General features: G+C 66.1%; 25 protein-coding genes. 13 read left to right on the plus strand and 12 right to left on the minus strand.

What is annotated here, in order from left to right:
• Nucleotide 1 precedes the first annotated feature (1 nt).
• The 3 genes from lpxA to lpxB all read left to right on the plus strand — a co-directional run bounded on the left by lpxA (nt 2) and on the right by lpxB (nt 2,818).
• Nucleotides 2-808 (plus strand): acyl-ACP--UDP-N-acetylglucosamine O-acyltransferase, encoded by an 807-nt coding sequence (lpxA, locus tag E8M84_RS16365; RefSeq protein WP_137112277.1) that lies wholly within the window; start codon nt 2-4, stop codon nt 806-808.
• Nucleotides 805-1,608: an LpxI family protein gene (locus E8M84_RS16370; RefSeq protein WP_276607128.1), complete on the plus strand. Its 804-nt coding sequence runs from the start codon at nt 805-807 to the stop codon at nt 1,606-1,608. Before lpxA ends, E8M84_RS16370 begins: the two co-directional genes overlap by 4 nt.
• A gap of 91 nt (nt 1,609-1,699) precedes the next feature.
• A complete protein-coding gene (gene lpxB / locus E8M84_RS16375) occupies nt 1,700-2,818 on the plus strand; it encodes a lipid-A-disaccharide synthase (RefSeq protein WP_137112789.1) in 1,119 nt (372 codons plus the stop codon).
• Here the strand turns inward: lpxB and E8M84_RS16380 are convergent.
• Both E8M84_RS16380 and mnmA read right to left on the minus strand, forming a co-directional pair.
• Entirely contained in the window at nt 2,778-3,272 is a 495-nt protein-coding gene (locus E8M84_RS16380) for a DUF2059 domain-containing protein (protein ID WP_137112278.1), read from the minus strand. The genes lpxB and E8M84_RS16380 overlap by 41 nt on opposite strands.
• A gap of 4 nt (nt 3,273-3,276) precedes the next feature.
• Entirely contained in the window at nt 3,277-4,413 is a 1,137-nt protein-coding gene (gene mnmA, locus E8M84_RS16385) for a tRNA 2-thiouridine(34) synthase MnmA (RefSeq protein WP_137112279.1), read from the minus strand.
• A gap of 124 nt (nt 4,414-4,537) precedes the next feature.
• On the opposite strand from mnmA, the gene E8M84_RS16390 reads away from it, so the two are divergent.
• The 5 genes from E8M84_RS16390 to E8M84_RS21810 all read left to right on the plus strand — a co-directional run bounded on the left by E8M84_RS16390 (nt 4,538) and on the right by E8M84_RS21810 (nt 10,109).
• A complete protein-coding gene (locus tag E8M84_RS16390; RefSeq protein WP_137112790.1) occupies nt 4,538-4,816 on the plus strand; it encodes a DUF1153 domain-containing protein in 279 nt (92 codons plus the stop codon).
• A gap of 96 nt (nt 4,817-4,912) precedes the next feature.
• Complete coding sequence (ctrA, locus tag E8M84_RS16395; RefSeq protein WP_137112280.1) at nt 4,913-5,620, plus strand: response regulator transcription factor CtrA; 708 nt, start codon at nt 4,913-4,915, stop codon at nt 5,618-5,620.
• 58 nt (nt 5,621-5,678) lie between these two features.
• The gene (ligA, locus tag E8M84_RS16400; RefSeq protein ID WP_137112281.1) at nt 5,679-7,796 is read left to right on the plus strand and encodes an NAD-dependent DNA ligase LigA; all 2,118 of its coding nucleotides are present in this window, start codon (nt 5,679-5,681) and stop codon (nt 7,794-7,796) included.
• The gene (gene recG / locus E8M84_RS16405; RefSeq protein ID WP_137112282.1) at nt 7,793-9,877 is read left to right on the plus strand and encodes an ATP-dependent DNA helicase RecG; all 2,085 of its coding nucleotides are present in this window, start codon (nt 7,793-7,795) and stop codon (nt 9,875-9,877) included. Before ligA ends, recG begins: the two co-directional genes overlap by 4 nt.
• A 109-nt stretch (nt 9,878-9,986) precedes the next feature.
• The gene (locus E8M84_RS21810; protein ID WP_276607129.1) at nt 9,987-10,109 is read left to right on the plus strand and encodes a hypothetical protein; all 123 of its coding nucleotides are present in this window, start codon (nt 9,987-9,989) and stop codon (nt 10,107-10,109) included.
• A 134-nt stretch (nt 10,110-10,243) separates the two neighbouring features.
• Here the strand turns inward: E8M84_RS21810 and E8M84_RS16410 are convergent, their stop codons facing one another.
• Nucleotides 10,244-10,687 (minus strand): iron-sulfur cluster assembly scaffold protein, encoded by a 444-nt coding sequence (locus E8M84_RS16410; RefSeq protein WP_137112283.1) that lies wholly within the window; start codon nt 10,685-10,687, stop codon nt 10,244-10,246.
• A gap of 61 nt (nt 10,688-10,748) precedes the next feature.
• Here E8M84_RS16410 and hisI point away from each other — a divergent pair, with 61 nt between their 5' ends.
• A complete protein-coding gene (gene hisI / locus E8M84_RS16415) occupies nt 10,749-11,120 on the plus strand; it encodes a phosphoribosyl-AMP cyclohydrolase (RefSeq protein WP_137112284.1) in 372 nt (123 codons plus the stop codon).
• Between the two features lie 35 nt (nt 11,121-11,155).
• Here hisI and gluQRS read toward each other — a convergent pair whose 3' ends face one another.
• The 5 genes from gluQRS to gyrA all read right to left on the minus strand — a co-directional run bounded on the left by gluQRS (nt 11,156) and on the right by gyrA (nt 16,873).
• Nucleotides 11,156-12,004, minus strand: coding sequence for a tRNA glutamyl-Q(34) synthetase GluQRS (gluQRS, locus tag E8M84_RS16420; RefSeq protein ID WP_137112285.1), 849 nt, complete (start codon nt 12,002-12,004; stop codon nt 11,156-11,158).
• Nucleotides 11,992-13,323 carry a methylenetetrahydrofolate--tRNA-(uracil(54)-C(5))-methyltransferase (FADH(2)-oxidizing) TrmFO gene (trmFO, locus tag E8M84_RS16425; protein ID WP_137112286.1) on the minus strand — a complete coding sequence of 444 codons (1,332 nt, stop codon included), beginning with the start codon at nt 13,321-13,323 and terminating at the stop codon, nt 11,992-11,994. The genes gluQRS and trmFO overlap by 13 nt, the downstream gene beginning before the upstream one ends.
• 64 nt (nt 13,324-13,387) lie before the next feature.
• Nucleotides 13,388-13,765: a DoxX family protein gene (locus E8M84_RS16430; RefSeq protein WP_137112287.1), complete on the minus strand. Its 378-nt coding sequence runs from the start codon at nt 13,763-13,765 to the stop codon at nt 13,388-13,390.
• A gap of 113 nt (nt 13,766-13,878) precedes the next feature.
• Nucleotides 13,879-14,169, minus strand: coding sequence for a hypothetical protein (locus E8M84_RS21545; RefSeq protein WP_170971970.1), 291 nt, complete (start codon nt 14,167-14,169; stop codon nt 13,879-13,881).
• On the minus strand, nt 14,159-16,873 hold the full coding sequence (gene gyrA, locus E8M84_RS16440) for a DNA gyrase subunit A (protein WP_137112289.1): 2,715 nt from the start codon (nt 16,871-16,873) through the stop codon (nt 14,159-14,161). Before gyrA ends, E8M84_RS21545 begins: the two co-directional genes overlap by 11 nt.
• A gap of 192 nt (nt 16,874-17,065) precedes the next feature.
• On the opposite strand from gyrA, the gene E8M84_RS16445 reads away from it, so the two are divergent.
• Entirely contained in the window at nt 17,066-17,335 is a 270-nt protein-coding gene (locus tag E8M84_RS16445; RefSeq protein ID WP_137112290.1) for an usg protein, read from the plus strand.
• A 308-nt stretch (nt 17,336-17,643) separates the two neighbouring features.
• On the opposite strand, the gene rocF is transcribed toward E8M84_RS16445, so the two are convergent.
• Nucleotides 17,644-18,567: an arginase gene (gene rocF, locus E8M84_RS16450; RefSeq protein WP_137112291.1), complete on the minus strand. Its 924-nt coding sequence runs from the start codon at nt 18,565-18,567 to the stop codon at nt 17,644-17,646.
• A 176-nt stretch (nt 18,568-18,743) separates the two neighbouring features.
• Here rocF and E8M84_RS16455 point away from each other — a divergent pair, with 176 nt between their 5' ends.
• The 3 genes from E8M84_RS16455 to E8M84_RS16465 all read left to right on the plus strand — a co-directional run bounded on the left by E8M84_RS16455 (nt 18,744) and on the right by E8M84_RS16465 (nt 22,024).
• Nucleotides 18,744-20,714 carry a heme lyase CcmF/NrfE family subunit gene (locus tag E8M84_RS16455; RefSeq protein ID WP_137112292.1) on the plus strand — a complete coding sequence of 657 codons (1,971 nt, stop codon included), beginning with the start codon at nt 18,744-18,746 and terminating at the stop codon, nt 20,712-20,714.
• A complete protein-coding gene (locus E8M84_RS16460) occupies nt 20,711-21,187 on the plus strand; it encodes a cytochrome c-type biogenesis protein (RefSeq protein ID WP_137112293.1) in 477 nt (158 codons plus the stop codon). Before E8M84_RS16455 ends, E8M84_RS16460 begins: the two co-directional genes overlap by 4 nt.
• 63 nt (nt 21,188-21,250) lie before the next feature.
• Nucleotides 21,251-22,024 carry an enoyl-CoA hydratase-related protein gene (locus tag E8M84_RS16465; RefSeq protein WP_137112294.1) on the plus strand — a complete coding sequence of 258 codons (774 nt, stop codon included), beginning with the start codon at nt 21,251-21,253 and terminating at the stop codon, nt 22,022-22,024.
• Between the two features lie 64 nt (nt 22,025-22,088).
• On the opposite strand, the gene E8M84_RS16470 is transcribed toward E8M84_RS16465, so the two are convergent.
• Genes E8M84_RS16470 through E8M84_RS16480 form a run of 3 tightly spaced genes read right to left on the minus strand, consistent with a single transcriptional unit; the run spans nt 22,089 to nt 24,043 of the window.
• Nucleotides 22,089-22,442, minus strand: a complete 354-nt coding sequence (locus E8M84_RS16470; protein WP_137112295.1) for a hypothetical protein — start codon at nt 22,440-22,442, stop codon at nt 22,089-22,091.
• Between the two features lie 5 nt (nt 22,443-22,447).
• Complete coding sequence (ilvN, locus tag E8M84_RS16475; RefSeq protein WP_137112296.1) at nt 22,448-23,008, minus strand: acetolactate synthase small subunit; 561 nt, start codon at nt 23,006-23,008, stop codon at nt 22,448-22,450.
• Between the two features lie 33 nt (nt 23,009-23,041).
• Entirely contained in the window at nt 23,042-24,043 is a 1,002-nt protein-coding gene (locus E8M84_RS16480) for an acyltransferase family protein (protein ID WP_137112297.1), read from the minus strand.
• Between the last annotated feature and the right edge of the window lie 42 nt (nt 24,044-24,085).

Genomic DNA, 24,085 nt, shown 5'->3' on the forward strand with positions numbered 1-24,085 from the left:
CATGTTCATTCATCCATCGGCGCGCATCCATCCCTCTGCCGTGGTCGAGACCGGCGCGGTCGTCGGTGAGGGCTGCGTGGTCGGTCCCTTCTCGCTGATCGGGCCCGAGGTGGTTCTGGGTGCGCGGGTTGAGATCAAGTCACATGCGGTGGTGACGGGCTGGACCGAGATCGGCGACGAGACGGTGATCTTTCCCTTCGCCACGGTGGGCGAAGTGCCGCAGGATCTGAAGTATCACGGCGAGCATACGCGGTTGATCGTGGGCAAGCGCTGCCGGATCCGCGAGGCGGCGACGCTGAACACGGGGACAGATGGCGGCGGCGGGGTGACTCGTGTCGGCGACGATGTCCTGATCATGACCGGGGCCCATGTCGGGCACGATGCGCAGATCGGCGACCGGGTGATCCTGGTGAACAACGTGGCCATCGCGGGGCATTGCGTGCTGGGGGACGACGTAATCGTGGGCGGGTTGTCCGGCGTGCACCAATGGGTGCGCATCGGCCAGGGCGCGATCATCGGAGCGGTGACGATGGTCACGAACGATGTCATTCCCTATGGCCTGGTGCAGGCCCCTCGGGGTGAGTTGGACGGGCTGAATCTGGTGGGTCTGAAGCGGCGGGGCGTGGACCGCGCCGGGATCACCGCCTTGCGGGCCGCCTATCAGACGCTGGCGCAGGAAGACGGCAGTTTCCTGGACCGCGCCCGCAAACTGGCCGAGGAGAGCGACAATCCCCTGGTCCGCGAGATTGCCGATTTCATCCTGTCGAAGTCCGACCGCAGCTTCCTGACCCCGAAGGGCGGCCGGTGAAGACGGCGGTCATAGCAGGACAGGGGCGGTTGCCTGCAGCGCTGGCGGCGGCGATGACTGAGGCTCCGCTTGTCGCCGCGATGGACGGGTTCGCGCCCGAGGGGCTGACGGTCGATCTGACCTTCCGGGTCGAACGGCTGGTACCCTTCCTGCGCGCGCTGGAACGGGATGGCGTGGGCCAGGTTGTCTTTGCCGGGGCGGTGACGCGCCCGAGGCTGGACCCGGCGCTGCTGGATGAGGGCACAGCGGGCCTTTTGCCACGGCTGATGCAGGCGATGGCGGCGGGCGACGATGCGACCTTGCGCGCGGTGATCGGCATTTTCGAGGAGTTCGGCTTCGCGGTCGTGGGCGTCGAGACGATTGCGCCCGCGCTGTTGCCGGGGGCAGGGGTTCTGGCGGGCACCGTCTCGGCGCGGGACGAGGCCGATGCAGACCGGGCTGCGGCGATTGTCACGGCGCTTGGCGCGGTGGATGTCGGGCAGGGGGCCGTGGTGGCGCAGGGGCTGTGCCTGGGGGTCGAGGCGCTTCCCGGCACCGATGTCCTGCTCGCTCAGGTGGCAGGGATCGGCGCGTTGCGGCCCGACCCGGCGCGGGGGCGGGGCGTGTTCTACAAGGCGGCGAAGCCCGGTCAGGACCGCCGGATCGATCTGCCGACCATCGGGCCGGATACCTTGCGCGCGGCTGCGGTGGCAGGCCTGGGCGGGATCGCCTTCGAGGCCGGGTCGGTCATTTGTCTGGACCTGAGCGAGATGCAGCGGCTGGCGCGGGACCTGGGCCTTTTCCTCTGGGCGCGGGGATGATCCGCGGCGGGCGCATCGCTTGGCTCTCGCAGTGCTCTTCGCAGGGCGCGGCGCAGCGAAGAGCGGTCGAAGACCTGCGATGAGCGGTCCGTTGAAACTGTTCCTGATCGCTGGGGAGCCTTCGGGTGATCGGCTTGGGGCGGCGCTGATGGCGGGGCTGCGGTCCATGGGGCCAGTGGAGTACGCGGGCGTCGGCGGGCCGCTGATGCAGGGCGAGGGGCTGGAGAGCCTTTTCCCGATGGAGGAACTGTCGGTGATGGGCATCGCCGAGGTGCTGCCGAAGTATCGCCACCTGAAGCGCCGGATTCGTGAGGCGGCAGAGGCGGCCCTTGCCTCGGGCGCCGAGGCGCTGGTGACGATCGACAGCCCGGATTTCTGCCTGCGGGTGGCGAAGATCGTCAAGGCAGCGCGGCCCGAAATGCGCACGATCCACTATGTCGCGCCGTCCGTCTGGGCCTGGCGACCGGGTCGGGCGGTGAAGATGGCGGGGGTGATCGACCATGTGCTGGCGCTCTTGCCCTTCGAGCCGCCCTATATGACCGCGGCCGGCATGACCTGCGATTTCGTCGGCCATCCGGTTGTGGCCGAACCGCTTGCATCGCCAGAGGAGCGGGCGGGGTTTGCGGGTGAGGGGCCGCTGATCCTCGTCCTACCCGGTTCGCGGCGCAGCGAGGTGTCCCGGCTGGCCCCGGTCTTCGGTGAGGTGATCGGTCGCCTGAAGGCCCGTCATCCGGACCTGCGTGTGGCCTTGCCGACCGTGCGCGGCGTGGCGGGTCTGGTGCGGGACCTGACCTCCACCTGGCCCGTCGCGCCGCAGATCATCGAGGATGCCGCTGCCAAGCGGGGTGCCTTTGCAGCAGCGGATGTCGCGCTGGCGGCCTCGGGGACGGTGTCGCTGGAGTTGGCGGCGAATGGCTGCCCGATGGTGATCGCCTATGACATGCACTGGGTCAGCTGGTGGCTGATGCAACGCGCGTCGCTGATCGACACGGTGACGCTGGTCAACCTGGTCAGCGAGACGCGCATCGTCCCGGAATTCCTGGGCCCCGCCTGCCGCGCCGATGCCATTGCCCCGGCACTGGAGGCGGTGCTGGCCGACCCGACGGCGCAGAAAGAGGCGATGGCAGTGACGATGCAGCGGCTGGGGCAGGGCGGTGAGGCCCCTGGCCTCAGGGCTGCGCGTTCGGTGCTGGGGGCGCTTCGCCGTTGACGATGGCCAGGACCTGCGGCATCAGCCCGGTCATCTTGTCATTGATCAGCGCCATCACGCCCGGCTGCTGCGCCGCCGTCAGCTGCGGCAGCTTGGCCAGGACCGACCGGCCCTCGGGCGTGGCGTAGAAGTCGCGCAGCGCGGTGATCTCGCCCAGGGTCATCATGTCGGCCATGATCTGCGCCTGATCGCGCATCAGCGTGGTCATCGGTTCGGTGAAAGTGTCCAGATAAAGCTGCCGGATCTGCGCGACCTGTTCGTCACTCAGGGTCTGCCCACCTGCCGCAACCTGTTGCAGGATCGGCTGGTACATGTTTTCGATCACCGCCGACATGTCGAAGCCCTGCAGCGCAAGGTCGACATATTCGGTGGCGACGGCCACCCGCTCTTCCCGGGTTTCGGCAAGGGCGGGCAGGGGCAGCGCCAGCAGCGCGGCGAGGGCCAGGTGTTTCAACGGGTCATCCTTTCCAGATCCAGCCACCGCCAAAGATGCGGCTGCCTTCGGGGGCGTAGAACACGCACGCCTGCCCGGCGCTGACCCCGTCTTCGGGGGACAGAAGCTCCACCTCGGCGGTGGTTGGGCCCGTGGGGCGGATGATCGCCTCGCGCGGGGGGCGGGTGGAGCGGACCTTGACGTGCAGTGGCCACTCCGGACGGCTGTCGAAGGGGGTGTCGCCCAGCCAGTTGATTTCCTTGACCGGAATAATCCGGGTCGACAGCGCGGCCTTCGGCCCGACGATGACGCGGCGCGTCTCGGGATCAAGCTTCACGACATAAAGGGGTTCGCCCAGGCCGCCGATCCCCAGGCCCTTGCGCTGGCCGATGGTGTAGTGGATCACGCCCCGGTGCTCACCCAGGACAGTGCCGTCGAGGTCGACGATTTCGCCGGGATCGGCGGCACCGGGGCGCAGCTTTTCGATGACGGCGGCGTAGTTGCCGTTCGGGACAAAGCAGATGTCCTGGCTGTCGGGCTTGTCCGCGACAGGCAGGCCATACTTCGCCGCAAGCGCGCGAGTTTCGGCCTTGGAGGCAAGATGGCCCAGCGGGAAGCGCAGGTAGGACAGCTGTTCCGGCGTGGTCGAGAACAGGAAATAGCTTTGATCCCGCGCGGGGTCGGCGGCCTGATGCAGCTCGGGTCCCGAGGCCCCAAGCTTGCGCTGGATGTAGTGCCCGGTGGCCATGCAGTCGGCCTCAAGATCCTTGGCGGTGGCCAGAAGGTCCTTGAACTTCACCCGTTCGTTGCAGCGGATGCAGGGGACGGGCGTGGCACCCGCCAGATAGGCATCGGCGAATTCCTCGATCACCGCCTCGCGGAAGGTGTTTTCGTAGTCGAGGACGTAATGCGGAAAGCCCATCGTTTCGGCCACGCGGCGGGCATCGTGGATGTCGCGGCCCGCGCAGCAGGCCCCTTTCTTCGCCAGCGCCGCGCCATGGTCATACAGCTGCAGCGTGACGCCTACGACGTCATAGCCTTCCTCGGCCAGCATCGCGGCCACCACGCTGCTGTCGACACCCCCCGACATGGCGACGACAACCCGCGTCTCGGACGGGGGTTTCGGCAGGCCAAGAGAGTTGAGCGCGAGGTCGCGGGGCATCACGATTGTCCGGGTTACGGGAATGATGGGCAATATATGAAAATGCTGTGCACTCTCAATCCCCTGTTTCAGGATTGATTAAGCCTGTTCGGTCATTCTGCCAGAAATGAGCGAGGGAACCGTGATGTTTCTCAAGAAAGTCGACGGGCCAAGGCAGGTGACCCTGCCGGATGGCAGCATTCTGACCCGGGCCGACCTGCCCCCGGGCGACACCCGCCGCTGGGTGGCCAGCCGGAAGGCGGTGGTGGTCAAGGCGGTGGTCTATGGCTTGATCCCCGAAAAGGAAGCGCTGGAACGCTATGCCCTGTCCGAGGAAGAGTTCGGTCTCTGGCGGTCAGCGGCGTTGAAGCATGGCGAGGATGGCCTGAAAGTCACGGCGATCCGGAAATACAGACAACTTTAGATGGATTCAGATTCGCGCTCTGGCATAGTAACGGTCGGTTAACCATTGCCCGGCAAAATCGTTAACGATGACCACCGGAGCGGAGCTTTTTGAACGATGCGTATTCTGCTTGTAGAGGACGACCCCACGACCTCGCGCAGCATTGAAATGATGCTGACCCATGCCAACCTGAACGTCTATTGCACCGATATGGGCGAAGACGGGATCGATCTGGCGAAACTGTACGACTATGACCTGATCCTTCTGGACCTGAACCTGCCGGACATGAGCGGGCATGAGGTCCTGCGTCAGGTGCGGCAGGCGCGGGTGGAAACCCCGATCCTGATCCTGTCGGGCGCGGATGATACCGAGAACAAGCTGAAAGGCTTCGGTTTTGGGGCCGACGACTACCTGACCAAGCCCTTCCACCGTGAGGAACTGGTCGCCCGCATCCACGCGATCATCCGCCGGTCCAAGGGCCACAGCCAATCGGTCATCAAGACCGGGCGGGTGTCGGTCAACCTCGATGCCAAGACCGTGGATGTCGAAGGCAAGGCGGTGCATCTGACCGGCAAGGAATACCAGATGCTGGAGCTTCTCTCCCTGCGGAAGGGCACCACGCTGACCAAGGAGATGTTCCTGAACCATCTCTACGGCGGGATGGACGAGCCCGAACTGAAGATCATCGACGTCTTCATCTGCAAGCTGCGCAAGAAGCTGGCCGAGGCGACGGGGGGTGACAACTACATCGAAACCGTCTGGGGCCGTGGCTATGTGCTGCGCGATCCGTCGGGTGGGCAGGCCAAGCTTGCGGCCAGCGCCTGATCTTTACCTTCGCAGCCCCGCCGCCTAACCTTTCGCCGATGGGCACCGGGGGGCGGGGATGACGGAGAAGGCGGTCGAGACACTGACTGAGGCCGAAGCACGGGCCGAGCTTGCCCGGCTGGCCGAGGCACTGGCCGCCGCGAACACCGCCTATCACACGCTGGACGCACCCGAAATCTCGGATGCCGAATATGACGCGCTGAAGCGGCGCAATCTGGCGATCGAGGCGCGCTTTCCCGGCCTGAAGCGGGCGGATTCGCCGTCGGATCTGGTCGGGGCGACGGTGGCCGAGGGGTTCGGCAAGGTTCCGCACCGGGTCCGCATGCTGTCGCTGGAGAACGCCTTCGCCGCCGAGGAGGTGGCCGAATTCGACGACCGCATCCGTCGCTTCCTGGGCCTGACCGGTGAAGTCAGCTACACCGCCGAGCCGAAGATTGACGGGCTTTCTCTCTCGCTGCGCTATCAAGACGGCATGCTTGTCCAGGCGGCGACCCGGGGTGACGGCGAGGTGGGCGAGGATGTGACGCAGAACGCCCGCACGATTGCCGATATTCCGCAACGCGTGACCGGCGACGCGCCGCAGGTGCTGGAAGTGCGGGGCGAGGTCTACATGTCGCACGCCGATTTTGCGGCGCTGAATGACCGGCAGGCCGCTGCAGGCGACAAGACCTTCGCCAATCCTCGGAATGCGGCGGCGGGATCGCTACGCCAGCTTGACGCGCGGATCACCGCAAGCCGGCCCTTGCGGTTCTTCGCCTACGCCTGGGGAGAGCTTTCGGCCCCGCTTGCCACGACCCAGTCCGCGGCCATTGCCCGGCTGGCGGCGCTGGGGTTCCAGACCAACCCGCTGACCACGCTGTGCGATGGGCCGGAGGCACTGCTCGACCAATATCGGCGGATCGAGGCGCTGCGGGCGACGCTGGAATATGACATCGACGGGGTGGTCTACAAGGTGAACGACCTGGGCCTGCAGGCGCGGCTCGGTTTTCGCTCCTCCACCCCCCGCTGGGCGATTGCGCACAAGTTCCCGGCTGAACTCGCCTGGACCGAGCTTCTGGGGATCGACATCCAGGTCGGCCGCACCGGGGCGCTGTCGCCGGTCGCGCGGTTGAAGCCGGTCACCGTCGGCGGCGTGGTGGTGTCGAACGCCACGCTGCACAACGAGGACTACATCGCCGGGCGCGATTCCCGGGGCGAGGCGATCCGGGGCGGCAAGGATATCCGCGTCGGCGACTGGGTGCAGGTCTACCGCGCCGGCGACGTGATCCCGAAAGTGGCCGATGTCGATCTGTCGCGCCGCAAGGACGGATCGCAACCCTATGTTTTCCCGGAGATCTGCCCGGAATGTGGCAGCCCCGCGCATCGGGAGGAAGGCGATTCCGTCCGTCGCTGCACCGGGGGCCTGATCTGCCCGGCGCAGGCGGTGGAGCGGTTGAAACACTTCGTCTCACGCGGGGCTTTCGATATCGAGGGGTTGGGGGCCAAGCAGGTCGAGATGTTCTTCAAGGACCCGATCCTGCCGGTGAAGACCCCGGCGGACATTTTCACCCTTGCCGAAAGGGACGCCAACAACCCGTTGCAAAAGCTGAAGAATCGAGAGGGCTTTGGCGAGGTGTCGGCCGCCAAGCTGTTTGCCGCCATCGAGGTGCGTCGCACCATCCCGCTGGACCGGCTGATCTTCGCCTTCGGCATCCGCCATGTGGGCGAGGTCGCCGCGGGCCTTCTTGCGCGCCACTACACCAACTGGGAAGCGTTCGAGACCGCGATCACCAGGGCCACCCCGGGCACGCCGGACTGGGCCGAACTGACCTCGATCAACGGGGTGGGCGAGGTGATGGCGCAAAGTCTGGTCGATGCGTTCCAGAACCCGGCGGAACGGGCAGCCATCGACGCGCTGGCAGCGCAACTGACGATCCAGCCTGTTCAGGCGCGGGGGGTGGTGGACAGTCCCGTCGCGGGCAAGACCGTGGTCTTCACCGGCTCGCTGGAAAAGATGACCCGGGCCGAAGCCAAGGCGCGGGCCGAAGCCCTGGGCGCCAAGGTCGCGGGCAGTGTCAGCGCGAAGACCGATCTGGTCGTGGCGGGGCCGGGCGCGGGCTCCAAGGCCAAGGACGCCGAGCGGCTGGGCATCGAGATCATCGACGAGGACGCCTGGCTGCGGCTGATCGGCGGATGAGTCGCCCGGAGGTCCTGTTCCCGCTCTTTGCCGGGCTGGAGACCCTGCCGGGCGTCGGGCCGAAGGCGGCAAAGGCTTTCGAGGGGCTGGGTGTGACCCGGCCGAAGGATCTGTTCTACCTTCTGCCGCATTCGGGCGTTGACCGGGCTTTGCGCGGGTCTGTGCGGGACGTGGTGCCGCCCGCGACCCTGACGGTCGAAGTCGAGATCGGCCAGCACGTCCCGCCTCGCCGCAAGGGCGGGCCGTATCGGGTGCATGTGCGGGACGGGAAAGTTGAGTTTCTGCTCGTATACTTTCACGCGCGGGCCGAGGCCTTGCAGCGCCTGCTGCCGACGGGCCAGCGGCGGCTGGTGTCGGGAAAGGTCGAACTCTTCGACGGCATCGCGCAGATGGTGCACCCCGACCATGTTCTGCGGCTGGAGGAGGCGGGCGAGGTCCCGGCCTATGAGCCGGTCTACCCCTTGACAGCGGGCCTGACGCAGCGGGTTGTGGCGAAGGCGGTGGCCGGGGCTTTGACCCGGTTGCCGATCCTGGCGGAATGGATCGACGCGGGGCTGAAGCAGCGCGAAGGCTGGCCGGACTGGGCACAGGCGCTGGCGGCGGCGCATGGGCCCGAGGGTCCGGCTGCACTGGCGATGACCCATCCGGCCCGGGTCCGCCTGGCCTATGACGAACTGTTTGCCCATCAGGTGACACTGGCCATCGCCCGGGCGCGCATCCGGAAGGGCAAGGGAATCGTGACGCAAGGAGCAGGAGCTTTGCGCGCCAAGGTGCTGGAAAGTCTGCCTTATGCGCCGACCGGCGCGCAGGTCCGGGCCGTGGCGGAAATCGCCCGGGACATGGCGCAACCGTTGCGGATGAACCGTCTTCTGCAGGGCGATGTGGGTGCGGGCAAGACCCTGGTGGCCTTCCAGGCGCTGCTGATCGCGGTCGAGTCCGGTGGGCAGGGCGTGATGATGGCCCCCACGGAAATCCTGGCCCGGCAGCATTTCGAGGGGCTGGCCCCCCTGGCCCGGGCAGCGGGGGTGCGGCTGGAACTGCTGACCGGCCGCGACCGGGGCGCGGATCGGGCGATGAAGCTGGAGGACCTTGCGGCGGGTCGCATCCCGATTCTGGTGGGGACCCACGCCGTCTTCCAGAAGGATGTGGAATTCAGGGACTTGCGGCTTGCCGTCGTCGATGAACAGCACCGGTTCGGCGTCGCCCAGCGGATGGAGCTTGGGGCCAAGGGCGAAGCGGTCGACGTGCTGGTGATGACGGCAACGCCGATTCCGCGATCCTTGGCGCTGGCGACGCATGGCGACATGGATGTCTCGGTGCTGGACGAAAAGCCGGCCGGGAGAAAGCCGATCCGCACGGCGATGGTGTCGTCCGAGCGGCTGGACGAGGTGGTGGATCACCTGCGCAAGGCAGTGGCCGAAGGCAGGCAGGCCTATTGGGTCTGTCCTCTGGTCGAGGAATCCGAAGTGGTCGACTATGCCAGCGCCGAGGAGCGGTTCAAGGTGCTGCGGGCCGCGCTTGGTGACCGGGTCGGGCTCGTCCATGGCCAGATGCCTCCGTCCGAAAAGGACGCGGCGATGGCGCGGTTCGTGGCGGGAGAGACCTCGGTTCTGGTGGCGACCACGGTGATCGAGGTCGGGGTGAACGTCCCCAATGCGACGATCATGGTCATCGAGCAGGCGGAAAGCTTCGGACTGGCCCAGTTGCACCAGCTGCGCGGTAGGGTCGGGCGGGGGGAGGCTGCCTCGACCTGCCTGCTCCTCTACCAGTCCCCGCTGAACGAAACGGGGATGCGGCGGCTGACGACGATCCGCGACACCGAGGACGGGTTCCGCATCGCCGAAGAGGACCTGGCGATGCGGGGGGCGGGCGATCTGATCGGGACGGCCCAATCGGGCCTGCCGCGGTTCCGCATTGCCGATCTTGAGCGGCAGGCCTCGCTGATGGCGCTGGCACAGACGGACGCGCGCAAGCTGATGCATGACGACCCCGACCTGTCCGGCCCGCGCGGGCAGGCGGTGCGGGCGTTGTTGTGGCTGATGGACCAGGACCGTGCGATCCGGTTGATGGCGGTCGGCTGACAGGGCTCGATTCGCTGGCTGTCGCGCTTTGTTCGCTAATGTTCTTAAAAAGTTCTTTACAGGTTGCCGACGATATGAGAACAATCGGGCAACAAGCATGGAGATCACGATGAAAGACGCCATGAAAAGCCTGATTGCCCGGACGCCCAGCGGGGCTCTTGAGGATCTTGTCGGACTTGCTGCCCTGTTCGTGATCCTGTTCGCAGTCTTGTCGCTGCCCGGTCTTGCCTGAGGTTTCTGCCCCGCGCTCTGTCCCCCAAGGGTGACGGTCTTCCCCGCCATTGCCTGGCCACCGTCCGCCATTCCAGACGCGCCACTGCCGCCGCCATCCCTTTGGATGTGCGGCGGTTTTTTTTGCGGCAGTCGCTAGGCAGCGGCCTGGGCGGCCTCCATCGCCTCGCAGACGGCTTCCAGAGCCAGAAGGATCGAGGCGTGGCGGTTCTTGTAGTCGCGGGCAGGGAGGAGGACCTCGTAGCCCTGGAAAGGCGCTGCGGGAACCGGCCCGCCCTCTTTCAGCATCGCACGAAGGGCGTCGCGGGCGGCGTACAGTTCGGGCAGGGTACGGCCGATGACAACCTGTCCCAGCACGGCGGCCGAGGCCTGGCCCAGGGCGCAGGCCTTCACGTCCTGGGCGAAGTCGGCGATGCGGCCGTCTTGAACGACCACGTCGGCCGTCACCGTCGAACCGCAGAGGGGCGAGCGGCGGCGGGCGGTGCCTTGCGGCGTGGGGAGACGGCCGAGATGCGGGATGTCGGCGGCAAGCCCCAGGATGCGGGCGGAGTAGAGCTTGATGAGGTCGCTGTCGCTCATGGTAATCCCTCGGCTGACCCCTTATGTAGACCCGCGCCGACTGACTGCCAAGGAGAAGCCCATGTCCTTCGACCCGGCCACACTAAAGTATGATGCCTCGGGGCTGGTGCCTTGCGTGACGCAGGATGCGGCGTCGGGCGAGGTGCTAATGGTGGCCTGGATGAACGCGGCCTCGGTCGCGGCGACGCTGGAGACCGGGAAGGTCACCTATTGGTCGCGGTCGCGGGGGGCGTTCTGGGTGAAGGGAGAGACTTCGGGGCACCACCAGCGGCTGGTGGAACTGCGGGTCGATTGCGACCGGGACTGCCTGCTGGTGCTGGTCGAACAGGAGGGGCCGGCCTGTCACACGAACCGGCGGTCGTGTTTCTATACGGCGGTTCGGGACGGGGAAGAGGTGCAGATCATGCAGCCTGTCCACGGTGGACAAAGCTGAGACCTTGCGCGAAATCAAAGCCTTGGGCGCGGACGTTAAGGATTTGGTAATCCGACTATTTGCCGGATGTCGGCGGGGGTGAAGCCGTCGTCCCGGTACTTCTGGATCGCCCGCGCATCGTCACGCTTGGCCAGCCGCTTGCCCTGATCGTCGCGGATCAGGCGGTGGTGATGGTAGACGGGCGTCGGCAGGCCGAACAGGTGCTGCAGGATCACCTGGACGGCGGTGAACTCGAACAGGTCCTCGCCCCGGATGACATGGGTCACGCCCTGGTCAGCGTCGTCGAAGGCCGAGGCGAGGAAGTAGGCCACGATATCCTCGCCCTTGCGCGACAGGACCACGTCACCGATCTGCCGCTGTGCCTGATCAGGGTCGACGCGGTGCTGGCCGGCATGGGCCGGGCCAGTCTCGGTGAAGCTCAGGTCGGCCGAAGCCAGCAAGTCCAGTGCGGCGGTCAGGTTCAGGCGCAGGGCGTCGCCGGGCTTGCGGGTCTCCATCCCACGAGGGCGGCAGGTGCCGGGGTAGACGTTGAAGGCGACCCCTTCCTGTGGGGCAGAGAGGGCGGCGCGGATGTCGGAGCGGGTGCAGGAGCAGGGATAGAGCAGGCCTTTGCCGTCAAGGGCTTCGAGACGTGTATTGTAGCTGGCAATGTGTTCGGACTGGCGGTGGATCGGGCCGTCCCAGGTAAGACCAAGCCAGCGCAGGTCTTCCTGGATCAGATCGTCCCAGTCCGGTTTGCAACGTTCAAGGTCGGTGTCCTCCATCCGCAGAAGGAGCTGTCCCGCGGCCGCGCGGGCCATGTCATGGGCCAGGATCGCGGAATAGGCGTGGCCGAGATGCAGGGGGCCAGTCGGGCTGGGGGCGAAGCGGGTTACGAAAGCCATTCCGTGAACGCCTGCTTCGCCCGGTCCGTGTAAGCCTTGTAGCGGTCGTGGCGTCCTTTGCGGCCACCCTTCGCCTCGATGGGGGGGAAGAGGCCGAAGTTCACGTTCATCGGCTGGAAGGTCTTGGCCTCGGCCCCGCCGGTGATGTGGGTGACAAGCGCCCCCATCGCGGTTTCGGCAGGCGGCGGGGAAAGCTCGCGCCCGAGAAGATCGTGCGCGGCCATTCTGCCCGCGAGCAATCCCATCGCGGCAGATTCGACATAGCCTTCGACCCCGGTGATCTGGCCGGCAAAGCGTATATACGGGCGCGACTTCAGCCGCATCTGGGCATCGAGCAGCGTGGGCGAGTTGATGAAGGTGTTGCGGTGAATGCCGCCCAGGCGGGCGAAACTGGCGTTCTCCAGCCCCGGAATCATCTTGAAAACAGCGGTTTGCGCGCCGTATTTCATCTTGGTCTGGAAGCCGACGATGTTGTGAAGCGTCCCCAGCTTGTTGTCGCGGCGCAGCTGAACCACGGCATAGGCCTTTTCATCGGGCTTGTGCGCGTTGGTCAGGCCCACCGGCTTCATCGGGCCGTGGCGGAGTGTTTCGCGACCGCGTTCGGCCATCACCTCAATGGGCAGGCAGCCGTCAAAGTAGCCTGCGGTCTCACCTTCGTGGAACTCGGTCTTCTCTGCCGCCAGGAGCGCGTCAATGAAGGCCTCGTACTGATCCCGCGTCATCGGGCAGTTGATGTAGGCCTTTTGCTCATCCTCGGTCTCGCCCTTGTCGTAGCGGCTTTGCAGCCAGGCGACGGACATGTCGATGGACTCTGTATATACGATAGGGGCGATGGCATCGAAGAAGGCCAGCGCCTCGGCCCCGGTGGCGGCGCGGATTGAGGCTGCAAGGGACGGGCTGGTCAGCGGGCCGGTGGCGATGATCCAGTTTCCGGATGAGGGGAGTTCGGTAACTTCCTCATAAGACGTGGAAATCAGCGGATGCGACTTCAGCTTTTCGGTGACGGCACGGGCGAAGGGGTCGCGGTCGACGGCCAAGGCACCGCCAGCGGGAAGCCGGTGTTGCTGCGCCATCTCCATCACCAGGCTGCCGGCCTGACGCATCTCCCAATGGATCAGGCCCACGGCGTTGCGTTCGTGGTCGTCGGAGCGGAAGGAGTTCGAGCAGACCATCTCGGCGAAGTCGCCGGTCCGGTGCGCGAAGGTGGCGACCTTGGGCCGCATCTCGTGGATCACCACGGGAACGCCAAGGTTTGCTGCGGCCCAGGCGGCCTCCGAGCCTGCCATGCCGCCGCCGATGATTTGCAAGGGTTCGGTCATGGCCCGGATTTAGGCCGGATCGCCGGAAAAGGGAAGCCGGGGGTATGTGCCCCCGGCTGAAGGTTCAGGCCTTGTCGAGGGCCAGCTTGCCCGCGCCGTGCGCGAAGAACATCAGGAAGGCGCCAGCGATCGAGAAGTTCTTGAGGAACATGACCATCTGCATCTGGTCAGCGAAGTTGTTGTGGAAGAAGACGGCGGTGAAGATGCAGAAGGCGGCGCCTGCCAGGGCAGCGAGGCGGGTCTGGTAGCCGACGATCAGGGCCAGGCCGAGGGCGATCTCGAAGATGATTGCGGGCCAGGCGAGGAAGCCGGGCAGGCCGACCGACTGGATGTAGCCAGCGGTTCCGGCAACGTCACCGATCTTGCCGACACCGGCGAGGAGGAAGAAGCCGCCGATCAGCAGGCGGGCGATGAGGGGCGAGTAGGCCTTGAGCTGTTCCATGGTATCCCTTGAGCGCGTGTTCCCGGTCTTTTGCCGGATGGACGCATGTTGCACGGGTTCGGATTTGTGCAAATTCTGTGCTGGGGCAGGGGAATTGTGCGCCGGTGCGCAGGTCAGCGCAGGCAGCGGCGCTGGTCCCGGACAAAGGCGAGCGGATCGTCGATCATCGCACCGAGCTCGGCAGCCTTCTGGAAGAAGCCGGGAGCGGGCAGGTGGTCGGGCGAGATCCGCTGGCGGAGGAGGGCGGCGCGGAAGGGGCGGCCCTGGGCGGCGTCCTCCTCCATCAGGGCTTCAAGCTGGGCGGTGAGGTCGGCCATGCGGAGGCCGAGCTCACGGGCGAGCTCGCCGTAGGTCACGGTCTCCCCCGCAGCCGCGAGGGCTGCGAGGCGCTGGTCAAGCCTCATCGCCCTGATCGGCCACACGCGCGACCGAGACGACTTCCTCATCCGCGGCGACGGCGAAGACCTTGACGCCGCCTGCGCTGCGGGAGCGGAAGCTGACCTGCTCGACCGGGGTTCGGATCGACTGGCCGGTGGAGGTGGCGAGCATGATCTGGTCGGAGAGGTCGACGGGGAAGGAGGCGATGATCCGCCCGCCGCGCGGGCCTGGGGAGATCGCCTTGACGCCCATGCCTCCACGGCCCCGGACGGGGTAGTCGTGGCTGGAGGAAAGCTTGCCCGAGCCGCCCTTGGTGACGGTCAGGATCAGGTCCTCGGCTGCGGACATCTCGGCATAGCGTTCGGGGCTAAGCTGTCCTACCGCAACGGTTTCTTCCTCGTCGTCGGTGTCGTCCTCGGTGATCCCGGCCATCAGGCGGCGCTGCTTGAGGTAGGCTTCGCGTTCCTCGGGCGTGGCTTCGAAGTGGCGGATGATCGACATGGAGACGACGTGGTCGCCGTCAGCCAGACGGATGCCGCGGACGCCGGTGGAGCCGCGGGATTTGAAGACGCGGATCTCGGTGGTGGAGAAGCGGATGGCGCGCCCGGCTTCGGTCACCAGCATCACGTCGTCCTGGTCGTCGGCGATGGCGGCGTTCACGAGGGAGACACCCTCGGGCAGGTTCATCGCGATCTTGCCGTTGCGCTTGACGTTGGTGAAGTCCGAAAGGTCGTTCTGCCGGACGTCGCCGTCAGAGGTCGCGAAGACGATCTGGAGGTTGCCCCAGTCTTCTTCCGGCACGTCGACGGGCATCAGGGCGGCGATGGAGATGCCGTTCTGGATGGGAAGGATGTTGACAAGAGCCTTGCCCTTGGCGGTGCGGCCCGCAAGGGGCAGGCGCCAGGTCTTCAGTTTGTAGACCATGCCATCGGTTGTGAAGAACAAGAGCCAAGTGTGTGTATTTGCGACGAAAAGCGTGGTGACCACGTCGTCGTCCTTGGTCTGCATCGACGACAGGCCCTTGCCGCCCCGGTTCTGGGCGCGGAACTCGGCCAGGGAGGTGCGCTTGATGTAGCCGCCGGAGGTGATGGTGACGACCATATCCTCGCGTTCGATCAGATCCTCGTCTTCCATGTCGCCGGACCAGTCGGTGATCTCGGTGCGGCGGGGGACAGCGAAGAGGGCTTTGACCTCGCGGAGTTCGTCCGAGATGATCGCCATGATCCGGTCGCGGCTGCCGAGGATGTCGAGGTAGTCCTTGATCTTGGCGGCCAGTTCCTCAAGCTCGTTGGTGATCGTCTTTACACCAAGCTGCGTCAGGCGCTGGAGCTGCAGGTCCAGGATCGCGCGGGCCTGGACTTCGGACAGGTTGTAGGTCCCATCCTCGTTGATCGGATGCGACGGGTCGTCGATCAGGCGTATATACGGCGCGATCTCATGGGCGGGCCAGCGCCGCGTCATGAGCTGTTCGCGCGCATCCGCCGGGGTTGCCGAGGCGCGGATCGTCGCCACCACTTCGTCAACGTTCGAAACCGCCACGGCGAGGCCGCAAAGAACATGGCTGCGCTCACGCGCCTTGCGGAGTTCATAGGCGGTGCGCCGGGCAACAACCTCTTCGCGGAAGGTAATGAAATAGCTGAGGAAATCGCGAAGGGTCAGCTGTTCTGGCCTCCCGCCGTTCAGGGCCAGCATGTTGCAGCCGAAGCTGACCTGCATGGTCGAGAAGCGGAAGAGCTGATTCAGCACCACGTCGGGCGTCGCGTCGCGCTTGAGTTCGATCACCACGCGCACGCCGATCCGGTCGGATTCGTCGGCGATCCCGGCGATGCCCTCGACGCGCTTTTCGCGGACAAGCTCGGCGATCTTTTCGATCATTGTGGCCTTGTTGACCTGGTAGGGAATCTCGTCGATGACGATCGCCCAGCGGTCCTTGCGGAGCTCCTCAATGTGGGTCTTGGAGCGGATGATGACCGAGCCGCGACCTTCCAGGTATGCCTTCCGCGCGCCTGAGCGGCCGAGGATCTGGCCGCCCGTCGGGAAGTCGGGGGCCGGAATGATCTCCATCAGCTGCTCCATGGAGATGTCGGGGTTTTCGATCAGCGCCAGTGTGCCGTCGATCACTTCGCCCAGGTTGTGCGGCGGGATGTTCGTGGCCATGCCGACCGCGATGCCCCCCGCGCCGTTGACCAGCATGTTCGGGAAGCGGGCGGGAAGGACGGTGGGTTCCTTGTCCTTGCCGTCGTAGTTGTCCTGGAAGTCGACAGTTTCCTTGTCGATGTCGGCCAGCAGGAAGGCGGAAGGCTTGTCCATCCGGACTTCGGTGTAGCGCATGGCGGCGGCGTTATCGCCATCCATGCTGCCAAAGTTGCCCTGGCCGTCGAGGAGGGGGAGCGACATGCTGAAAGGCTGCGCCATCCGCACCAGCGCGTCGTAGATCGCAGAGTCGCCATGGGGGTGGTATTTCCCCATCGTGTCGCCCACGGGACGGGCCGATTTGCGGTAGGCCTTGTCGTACGTGTTGCCCGATTCCTGCATGGCGAACAGGATGCGGCGGTGGACGGGTTTCAGACCGTCGCGCAGGTCGGGAATTGCCCGCGAAACGATCACGCTCATCGCGTAGTCGAGATAGGCGGTCTTCATCTCGGCCGCGATGTCGACCTGAGGGCCGTGCCAGCTGGGACGCTCCGGGCTTTCTTCTTTTTTATCAGTATCTTCCGGGGTATCGGCCATGAGGGCGCGCGCCTTCCTTGCGGGATCAAGATTTAGCAGGCGGGAAGATACACCATCCTAGCTATGGGGTGCAATGGCGGGTTGCAGGGGGTTTGGCAGCCATCAAGGATGAGTGACAACATACTGTTTTCATTGATTTTTAATTCGGCTTTGTCATGATTCTGTCATGGACCGCCAGAAAGGAGGATCCGCATGGTCGGACGAGAGACGGAACTGATGCTGAAGGGCTATGGGCTGACCACAGCCGAACTGTACTACCGGATGCCGGATTATCGCAGTGTTCTCAACAGCTTCATCTGGCAGGAGTATGATCTGGCGCCGGATTACCCGAAGCTGTTCCAGTTCATCGAGTTCTGGCAGGAAAAGATCGAAGGCCCGCTGCATTCGGTCCGCTTCACGCACCGGAAACTGATCGCGCCGGGGGAATGGCGGAACGTGGTGGGCGAGTTCAAGCTGCACTGAACGCCACCCGGATCAGGCAAGGATCGACCGATCTGTGAGGCTGGTTGATGGCGCGGGCGTCAGAAGCAGGCAGGCTGTCGCCGCTCCGTTCGTTTATCTGGTTTCGTGGCGAAACAATGCGTCCGTCAAACGGTGACTGTTGCGGAGTGCTTCTGGCTCTTGGGCCGATTGCTGCGGTTGTGGAGACAATCATGGGTGTCGGGGTATCACTATATATACTGTAGATACATCTGTAGATGCATCTGTATATACAGACGCCAGATCACGATTTCGAGCCCTTGCCGACCGCAAGATGTGGGGTGGCCGTGCTACTTCGATCGGGTTGGGCGGTCGAACACCTTCTTGCCCATAAGACTGCCCACAAGATCGACCATCAGCCGCGCCGTCATGCCGCGGTCGTCGAGGAAGGGGTTGAGTTCGACGAGGTCGAGCGAGGTGACAAGGCCGCTTTCGTGGAGGAGTTCCATCACCAGATGCGCCTCGCGGAAGGTGGCGCCGCCGGGGACTGTCGTGCCGACGGCCGGGGCGATCGAGGGGTCGAGGAAGTCGACGTCGAGCGAGACGTGAAGCATGCCGTTGTCGCGCCGGACCGCGTCGAGGAATTCGCGCAGGGGAGCGACGAGGCCGCGTTCGTCGATCACGCGCATGTCGTTGACGAAGATGTCACGCTCCAGCATCGCGGCCTGTTCGGCCGGGTCGACCGAGCGGATGCCGAACATGCAGATGCGGTGCGCGGGGACGGGGGCGGGGAAGGGCGGGAAGGCGTCGAACCCGTCGCGGCCGGCGATGTAGGCAAGGGGGGTGCCGTGGAGATTGCCGGAGGTGGTTGTGAGCGGCGTGTGGAAATCGGAATGGGCGTCGAGCCAGAGGAGGAAGAGCGGACGGTCCTGGCGGGCGGCAAAGGCGGCGGCCCCGGCTGCGGACCCAAGGGCAAGAGAGTGGTCGCCGCCCATGATGATCGGGAAGCCGCCCTGGCTGAGCGCGTCGTCGACGCGGTCCATCAGGATCTCGGCCCAGGCCACGGTTTCAGGTAGATCGTGCACGACAGGATTGGGGCAGGTGACGGGTTTGAGGTCAGGAAGGCTGAGGTCGCCCCAATCCTCGACCCCGTGGCCTTCGGCGCTGACTTCGTGGGCGATCCCGGCGACGCGGTAGGCAGCGGGGCCCATCAGGCAACCAGGGCGCCTTTGCCCGGTGTCGATGGGCGCGCCGATCAGGATACATCTGGGCATGGGAACCTCCGGTCTTTGGTCAGGGTGTAGCGGGGCGGCTGGCCGGGTGGCAACCGGCATTTCGGCGGGATCGGCGGGTTCGGGCTGGCAAACTGGAGCGTGGGCGCGGCGGAAGGGCGCAGGGCTTTCGCCCGGGGGGCCGCCGCCCTATCATGTAAGCCGAAGGAGATCTGGTCATGATCGTCGAGCTTGGGCATTTCGCGCTGATCCTGGCGCTGATGGTGGCGCTGGTGCAGGCCACGTTGCCGTTGTGGGGGGCGCAGCGCGGAGATGCGCGGCTGATGGCGCTGGCCGGGCCCGCGGCGGGGCTGCAACTGGTGCTGGTCGCGGCAAGCTTTGCGGCGCTGACCTGGGCCTTCGTTGTCTCGGATTTCTCGCTGGCGGTGGTGGTGTCGAATTCGCACACGCTGAAGCCGATGCTGTACAAGGTGTCGGGGGTCTGGGGGAACCACGAGGGGTCCTTGCTGCTGTGGGTCCTGATCCTGGCGATCTATGGCGCGGCGGTGGCGGCTTTCGGGGGCGGGCTGCCTGCTCGTCTGAAGGCGCGGGTGCTGGCAGTGCAGGGGCTGATCGGTGTGGCGTTCCTGTTGTTCCTGCTGTTGACGTCGAACCCGTTCTGGCGGCTGGCGCTGCCTCCGCTGGACGGGCAGGACCTGAACCCGCTGCTGCAGGACCCCGGTTTGGCGTTTCATCCGCCCTTCCTGTATCTGGGCTATGTCGGGCTTTCGATGGCGTTTTCCTTCGCGGTGGCGGCTCTGATCGAAGGCCGGGTCGATGCGGCCTGGGGGCGCTGGGTCCGGCCCTGGACGCTGGCCGCCTGGGTGTTCCTGACCATCGGCATCGCGCTTGGGTCCTGGTGGGCCTACTATGAGCTGGGCTGGGGCGGGTTCTGGTTCTGGGACCCGGTGGAGAACGCCAGCTTCATGCCCTGGCTTCTGGCGGCGGCGCTGTTGCACAGTTCCATCGTGGTGGAAAAGCGCGAGAGTCTGAAGGCCTGGACGATCCTGCTGGCGATCATGGCCTTCGGGTTCAGCCTGATCGGAACCTTCATCGTGCGGTCGGGGGTCATCACATCCGTCCATGCGTTCGCCAACGACCCCGAGCGGGGCGTGTTCATCCTGATGATCCTGGGACTGTTCACCGGGGGCGCGCTGATCCTGTTCGCGCTGCGCGCCGGGGCGCTGGAGGCGCGGGGGGTATTCAGTCTGGTCAGCCGCGAAAGCGCGCTGGTGGCGAACAACATCCTGCTGTCGGTGGCGGCGTTTGTCGTTTTTATCGGGACAATCTGGCCGCTGGTGGGAACAATGTTGCTGGGGCGTGACCTGTCGGTGGGTGAGCCCTTCTTCAACGCGGCCTTCACGCCGTTCATGGTGGGGCTGGCGCTGATCCTGCCGGTGGGGGCGATGCTGGCGTGGAAGCGCGGCTCGGTCGAGCGGTCGATGCGGAGCCTGATCCCGGCGCTGGTGCTGGCGCTGGCTTTGGGGGCGCTGGGTTTTGCGATGCAGACGGGACGGTCGGCGCTGGGGCCGGTCGGGCTGGCGCTGGGGGCCTGGGTGGTGTTCGGCGCGCTGACCGACCTGTGGGCACGGACCGGGCGCGAGGGAGTGGGCGTGCGGCTGGCACGGATGACACGCCTGCCGCGGGCGGACTGGGGCAAGGCCACGGCGCATCTGGGGTTGGGGGTGACGATCTTTGCCGTGGCCGCGATGATGGCCTGGAAGCTTGAGGATATCCGGGTGGTGCAGGAGGGTGAGACCTTCCCGCTTGGGGCCTATGACGTGCGTCTCGACAAGGTCGAAGAGGTCGCGGGGCCGAACTACACCTCGACCATGGCGACGATGACCGTCACGCGGGGCGGGGCGCTTGTCGCTGTGCTCAACCCGGAAAAGCGCATCTACCCGGTGGCGCAGATGCCGACGACCGAGGCCGCCATCGACTACGGTTTCCTGCGCGACATCTATCTGGTGCTGGGCGACCGGCAGCAAAGCGGGGGCTGGGCGGTGCGCAGCTATATCGAGCCCTTTGCCAACTGGCTGTGGGCAGGCTGCATCCTGATGGCGCTTGGCGGGGTTCTGAGCCTGACGGACCGGCGCTATCGGGTAGCGGCGGGCGCGCGGCGGATGCCTGCGGGGGTGCCTGCGGAATGACGCTGTTCCTCAAGCGGTGGTGGGCAGAGTGCCCATCCTACGTCCTTGCGTTGCTGCTGCTGGCATCGCCCGTGGCCGCCGTGCAGCCGGACGAAATGCTGGCGGACCCAGTGCTGGAGGCCCGCGCGCGTGACATCAGCCGCGACATCCGCTGTCCGGTCTGCCAGGGCGAGACGATCGACGATTCGAACGCTCCCATCGCGCGGGACCTGCGGATCATCATCCGGGAACGGCTGTTGGCGGGGGACAGTGACCAGGATGTCATCGACTACATCGTCGCGCGCTATGGCGAGGGGGTGCTGTTCAACCCTCCGGCCGAAGGGGCGAACCTGATCCTTTGGCTGGCCGGGCCCGCGCTGCTGCTGGCCGGGATCGGTGTGGCGATGACGGCGGCGCGTCGGTGGCGCACCATGCCCGAGGCTGCGCTGTCGACCGAGGAAGAGGCGCGGGTGCGGGAAATCCTGAAGGAGTGACGCCGCGTTCGCCTTTGGCCCCGGGTCGCGCCTCGCTAGGGTGGCGCAAAGGCGGGAGGGCGGATGATGGCTGATCTGGTGACGGTGGAAACGGCTGGCGGTGTGCATCGCGTCACGCTGAACCGGCCCGAGGTGATGAATGCCCTGAACCGCGAGTTGCGCCGTGAGCTGACGGCGGCCCTTTTGGCGGGCCATGCGGCGCGGGTGATCGTGCTGACGGGGGCGGGGCGGGGCTTCTGTTCCGGCCAGGACCTGAGCGATGCCTCAGGTCTGGACGCGGCTGGGTTCGAGGCCACGCTCAACGACGAATATGTGCCGATGATCCGTGCGATCACCGAGGCACCGGTCCCGGTGATCGCGGCGGTGAATGGTGTGGCAGCGGGGGCGGGGGCGAACCTGGCGCTGGCCTGCGATCTGGTGATTGCGGCCGAAAGCGCGGTCTTCATCCAGGCCTTCACCCGGATCGGGCTGATCCCGGATGCGGGGGGCACGTCGTTCCTGCCCCGGCGGGTCGGATTGCAGCGGGCGATGGGGGCGGCGCTGCTGGCGGAACCGGTCAGCGCGCGGCAGGCCGAGGCCTGGGGGATGATCTGGGAAGCTGTGCCCGATGAGCGGTTCGCTGAGGTAGTGGCGGGGCGGGCGGCCAAGCTGGCGTCGGGGCCGACCGGAGCCTATGCCGCGCTGAAGCAGGCGCTGCGCGGGGCGTTCGACCAGAGCCTGGAGGCGCAACTGGCCGTCGAGGCGCGATTGCAGGGGGTCTGCGGGGGCTCGGACGATTTCCGCGAAGGGGTGGCGGCGTTTCAGGAGAAGCGCGCGCCGCGGTTTGTCGGGCGGTAGGCCCAGGAATTTTCGGCGAAAATTCTTGGGGTGTCGGGGCTCAGGCCATGGAGCGCAGCCTGGGTCAGGGGCAGCGTTGCAGTATGCGGATGCCGGTGTCGGTCATGATGACGACCACCTCATCCGCCAGAGTGCCCGTCGCCGATTGGAGCGGGCCGCGGAGGGTCAGCACGCGGCCGGCTGGATCCGAGAACCCCTCTTCGGTGATCGTGCCTTCGAACAGCATGGCATTCAGGCCACGGACGGGTTGCGGGTCGGTCAGGCTGACCTGACCGCCTTCGCCGCCGGGAAACCAAGTCTCGCGATCATAGGCGGCCTCTTCGTAGGCGCCACATTGTTCGGGAGAGCCGTAGTCGTGATAGGCTTCTGCGAAGGCTGCAGCGGGTGACAGTGCCAGGATAGCCGCAAGCACCCGCATCCGGGTCACACCCCGCGCTTCAGACCGGCGACGCCGGTGCGGGCGATTTCCAGAAGGCCGAGCGGGCGCATCAGGTCGGCGAAGGCGTCGATCTTGTCGGGCGTGCCGGTCATTTCGAAGACGAAGCTTTCCAGCGTCGAGTCCACCACCTTGGCGCGGAAGATCTCGGCCAGTTGCAGCGCCTCGACCCGGGCAGTTCCCGTGCCCGCCACCTTGAGAAGCGCCAGTTCGCGCTGGACGGATGGCCCCTCCATCGTCAGGTCGTGGACTTCGTGCACCGGGACCATGCGGGAAAGCTGTGCCTCAATCTGGTCGATGACCGCCGGCGTACCGCGGGTGACGATGGTGATGCGCGAGCGGTGGCCGGTGTGGTCGACCTCGGCCACGGTCAGACTGTCGATGTTGTAGCCGCGGCCCGAGAAGAGGCCGATGACCCGGGCCAGGACGCCGGGTTCGTTTTCCACGATGACGGCGAGGGTGTGGCTCTCCTCGATCTCGCTGTTCGTCGCGCGGAGATCGTAGGCGGAATGGCTGGAGGAGCCCTTCTTGATGTTCAGTGCGGACATGGTGGTTCCTGTCTTCTGTTGGGTCTGTGCAGGCTAGAAGCCGATCCAGGCGGGACGGCCGAAGCGGCGGATGAGAGCGTAGATGAGGAGGGGGCCGATGATCCCGGCCAGGGTGCCCGCGATCATGTGCAGGGAGAGGTCCTGGGTCAGGCGGGAGAGCACGACGCGGGTGCCGGCAGAAAAGATGGTATGGGCGAGGTAGATGCCCATCGACGAGACGCCAAGGAAGGCAAGAAGGCGGAGGGCCGGGCCGGTGCCCTGGGCGCAGGCGGCGCGGACCATGGCCAGGAAGGCAAGCGAGAGGAGGATGCCGAGGATCTGGGTGGTCAGGAGTGAGGCGGGCAGTTGGAAGCTTGCTGCTTGCAGGGCGACAAAGGCGACGGCGGCAAGGACAAAGGCAGCAGGCCCGCGCACGGGAAGGCCGGAAGGCCCCAGCGCGAGGCCGGTGAGGAAGGCCCCGGCGTAGGTCAGGGCGCCGAAGGTCCAGGGGTTGAGGCCCACGGGCGTGAAGCTGGAGCCGAGGATGAGGAGGATGGCCAGTGCTGCCCAGACCGGGGCGCCCAGGGGGCGACCTACAGCGCGGATCAGGGCGAGGGCGGCGAGGTGTTGCAGGAAGAGCGCCCAGAGGAACCAGAAATGGTCACGCGGGGGGAGCGGGAAGAAGGCGAGGTTCTGCCAGCCGCTGACCTCGGTATTCGCGGCATCCCCGGCGGCGATGCGCGCGCCGACGAAGATGTAGGACCAGAGGACCAGCGGCCACAGGAGGCGCGTGACACGGCTGAGCGCGGCCTCGGGGTAGGGTCGTTTCAGGGCCCAGGCTTGATAGGTCATGCCGGACAGAAGGAAGAACAGCGGCATGTGGAAGTTGTAGATGAGGGTGTCGATCAGGCGGAACAGGTCCGGGCTGCCGATCATCCCGGCGCTGTCAAGCCCCCGCCAGGCATGGCCGATCACCACGATGATGATGCCAAGGCCTTTGGCGACGTCAAGCGAGAGGTCGCGGGTCTTTGGACTGGCCTCGGCGGTGGGGGTCATCGGGTGTCTGACTTTGCTTCCTTCTGGTGTCGGGTGGCGGTC

Origin of the sequence: Rhodobacter sp. SY28-1 (genome assembly GCF_005222785.1) — a bacterium.
Classification (GTDB): domain Bacteria; phylum Pseudomonadota; class Alphaproteobacteria; order Rhodobacterales; family Rhodobacteraceae; genus Tabrizicola.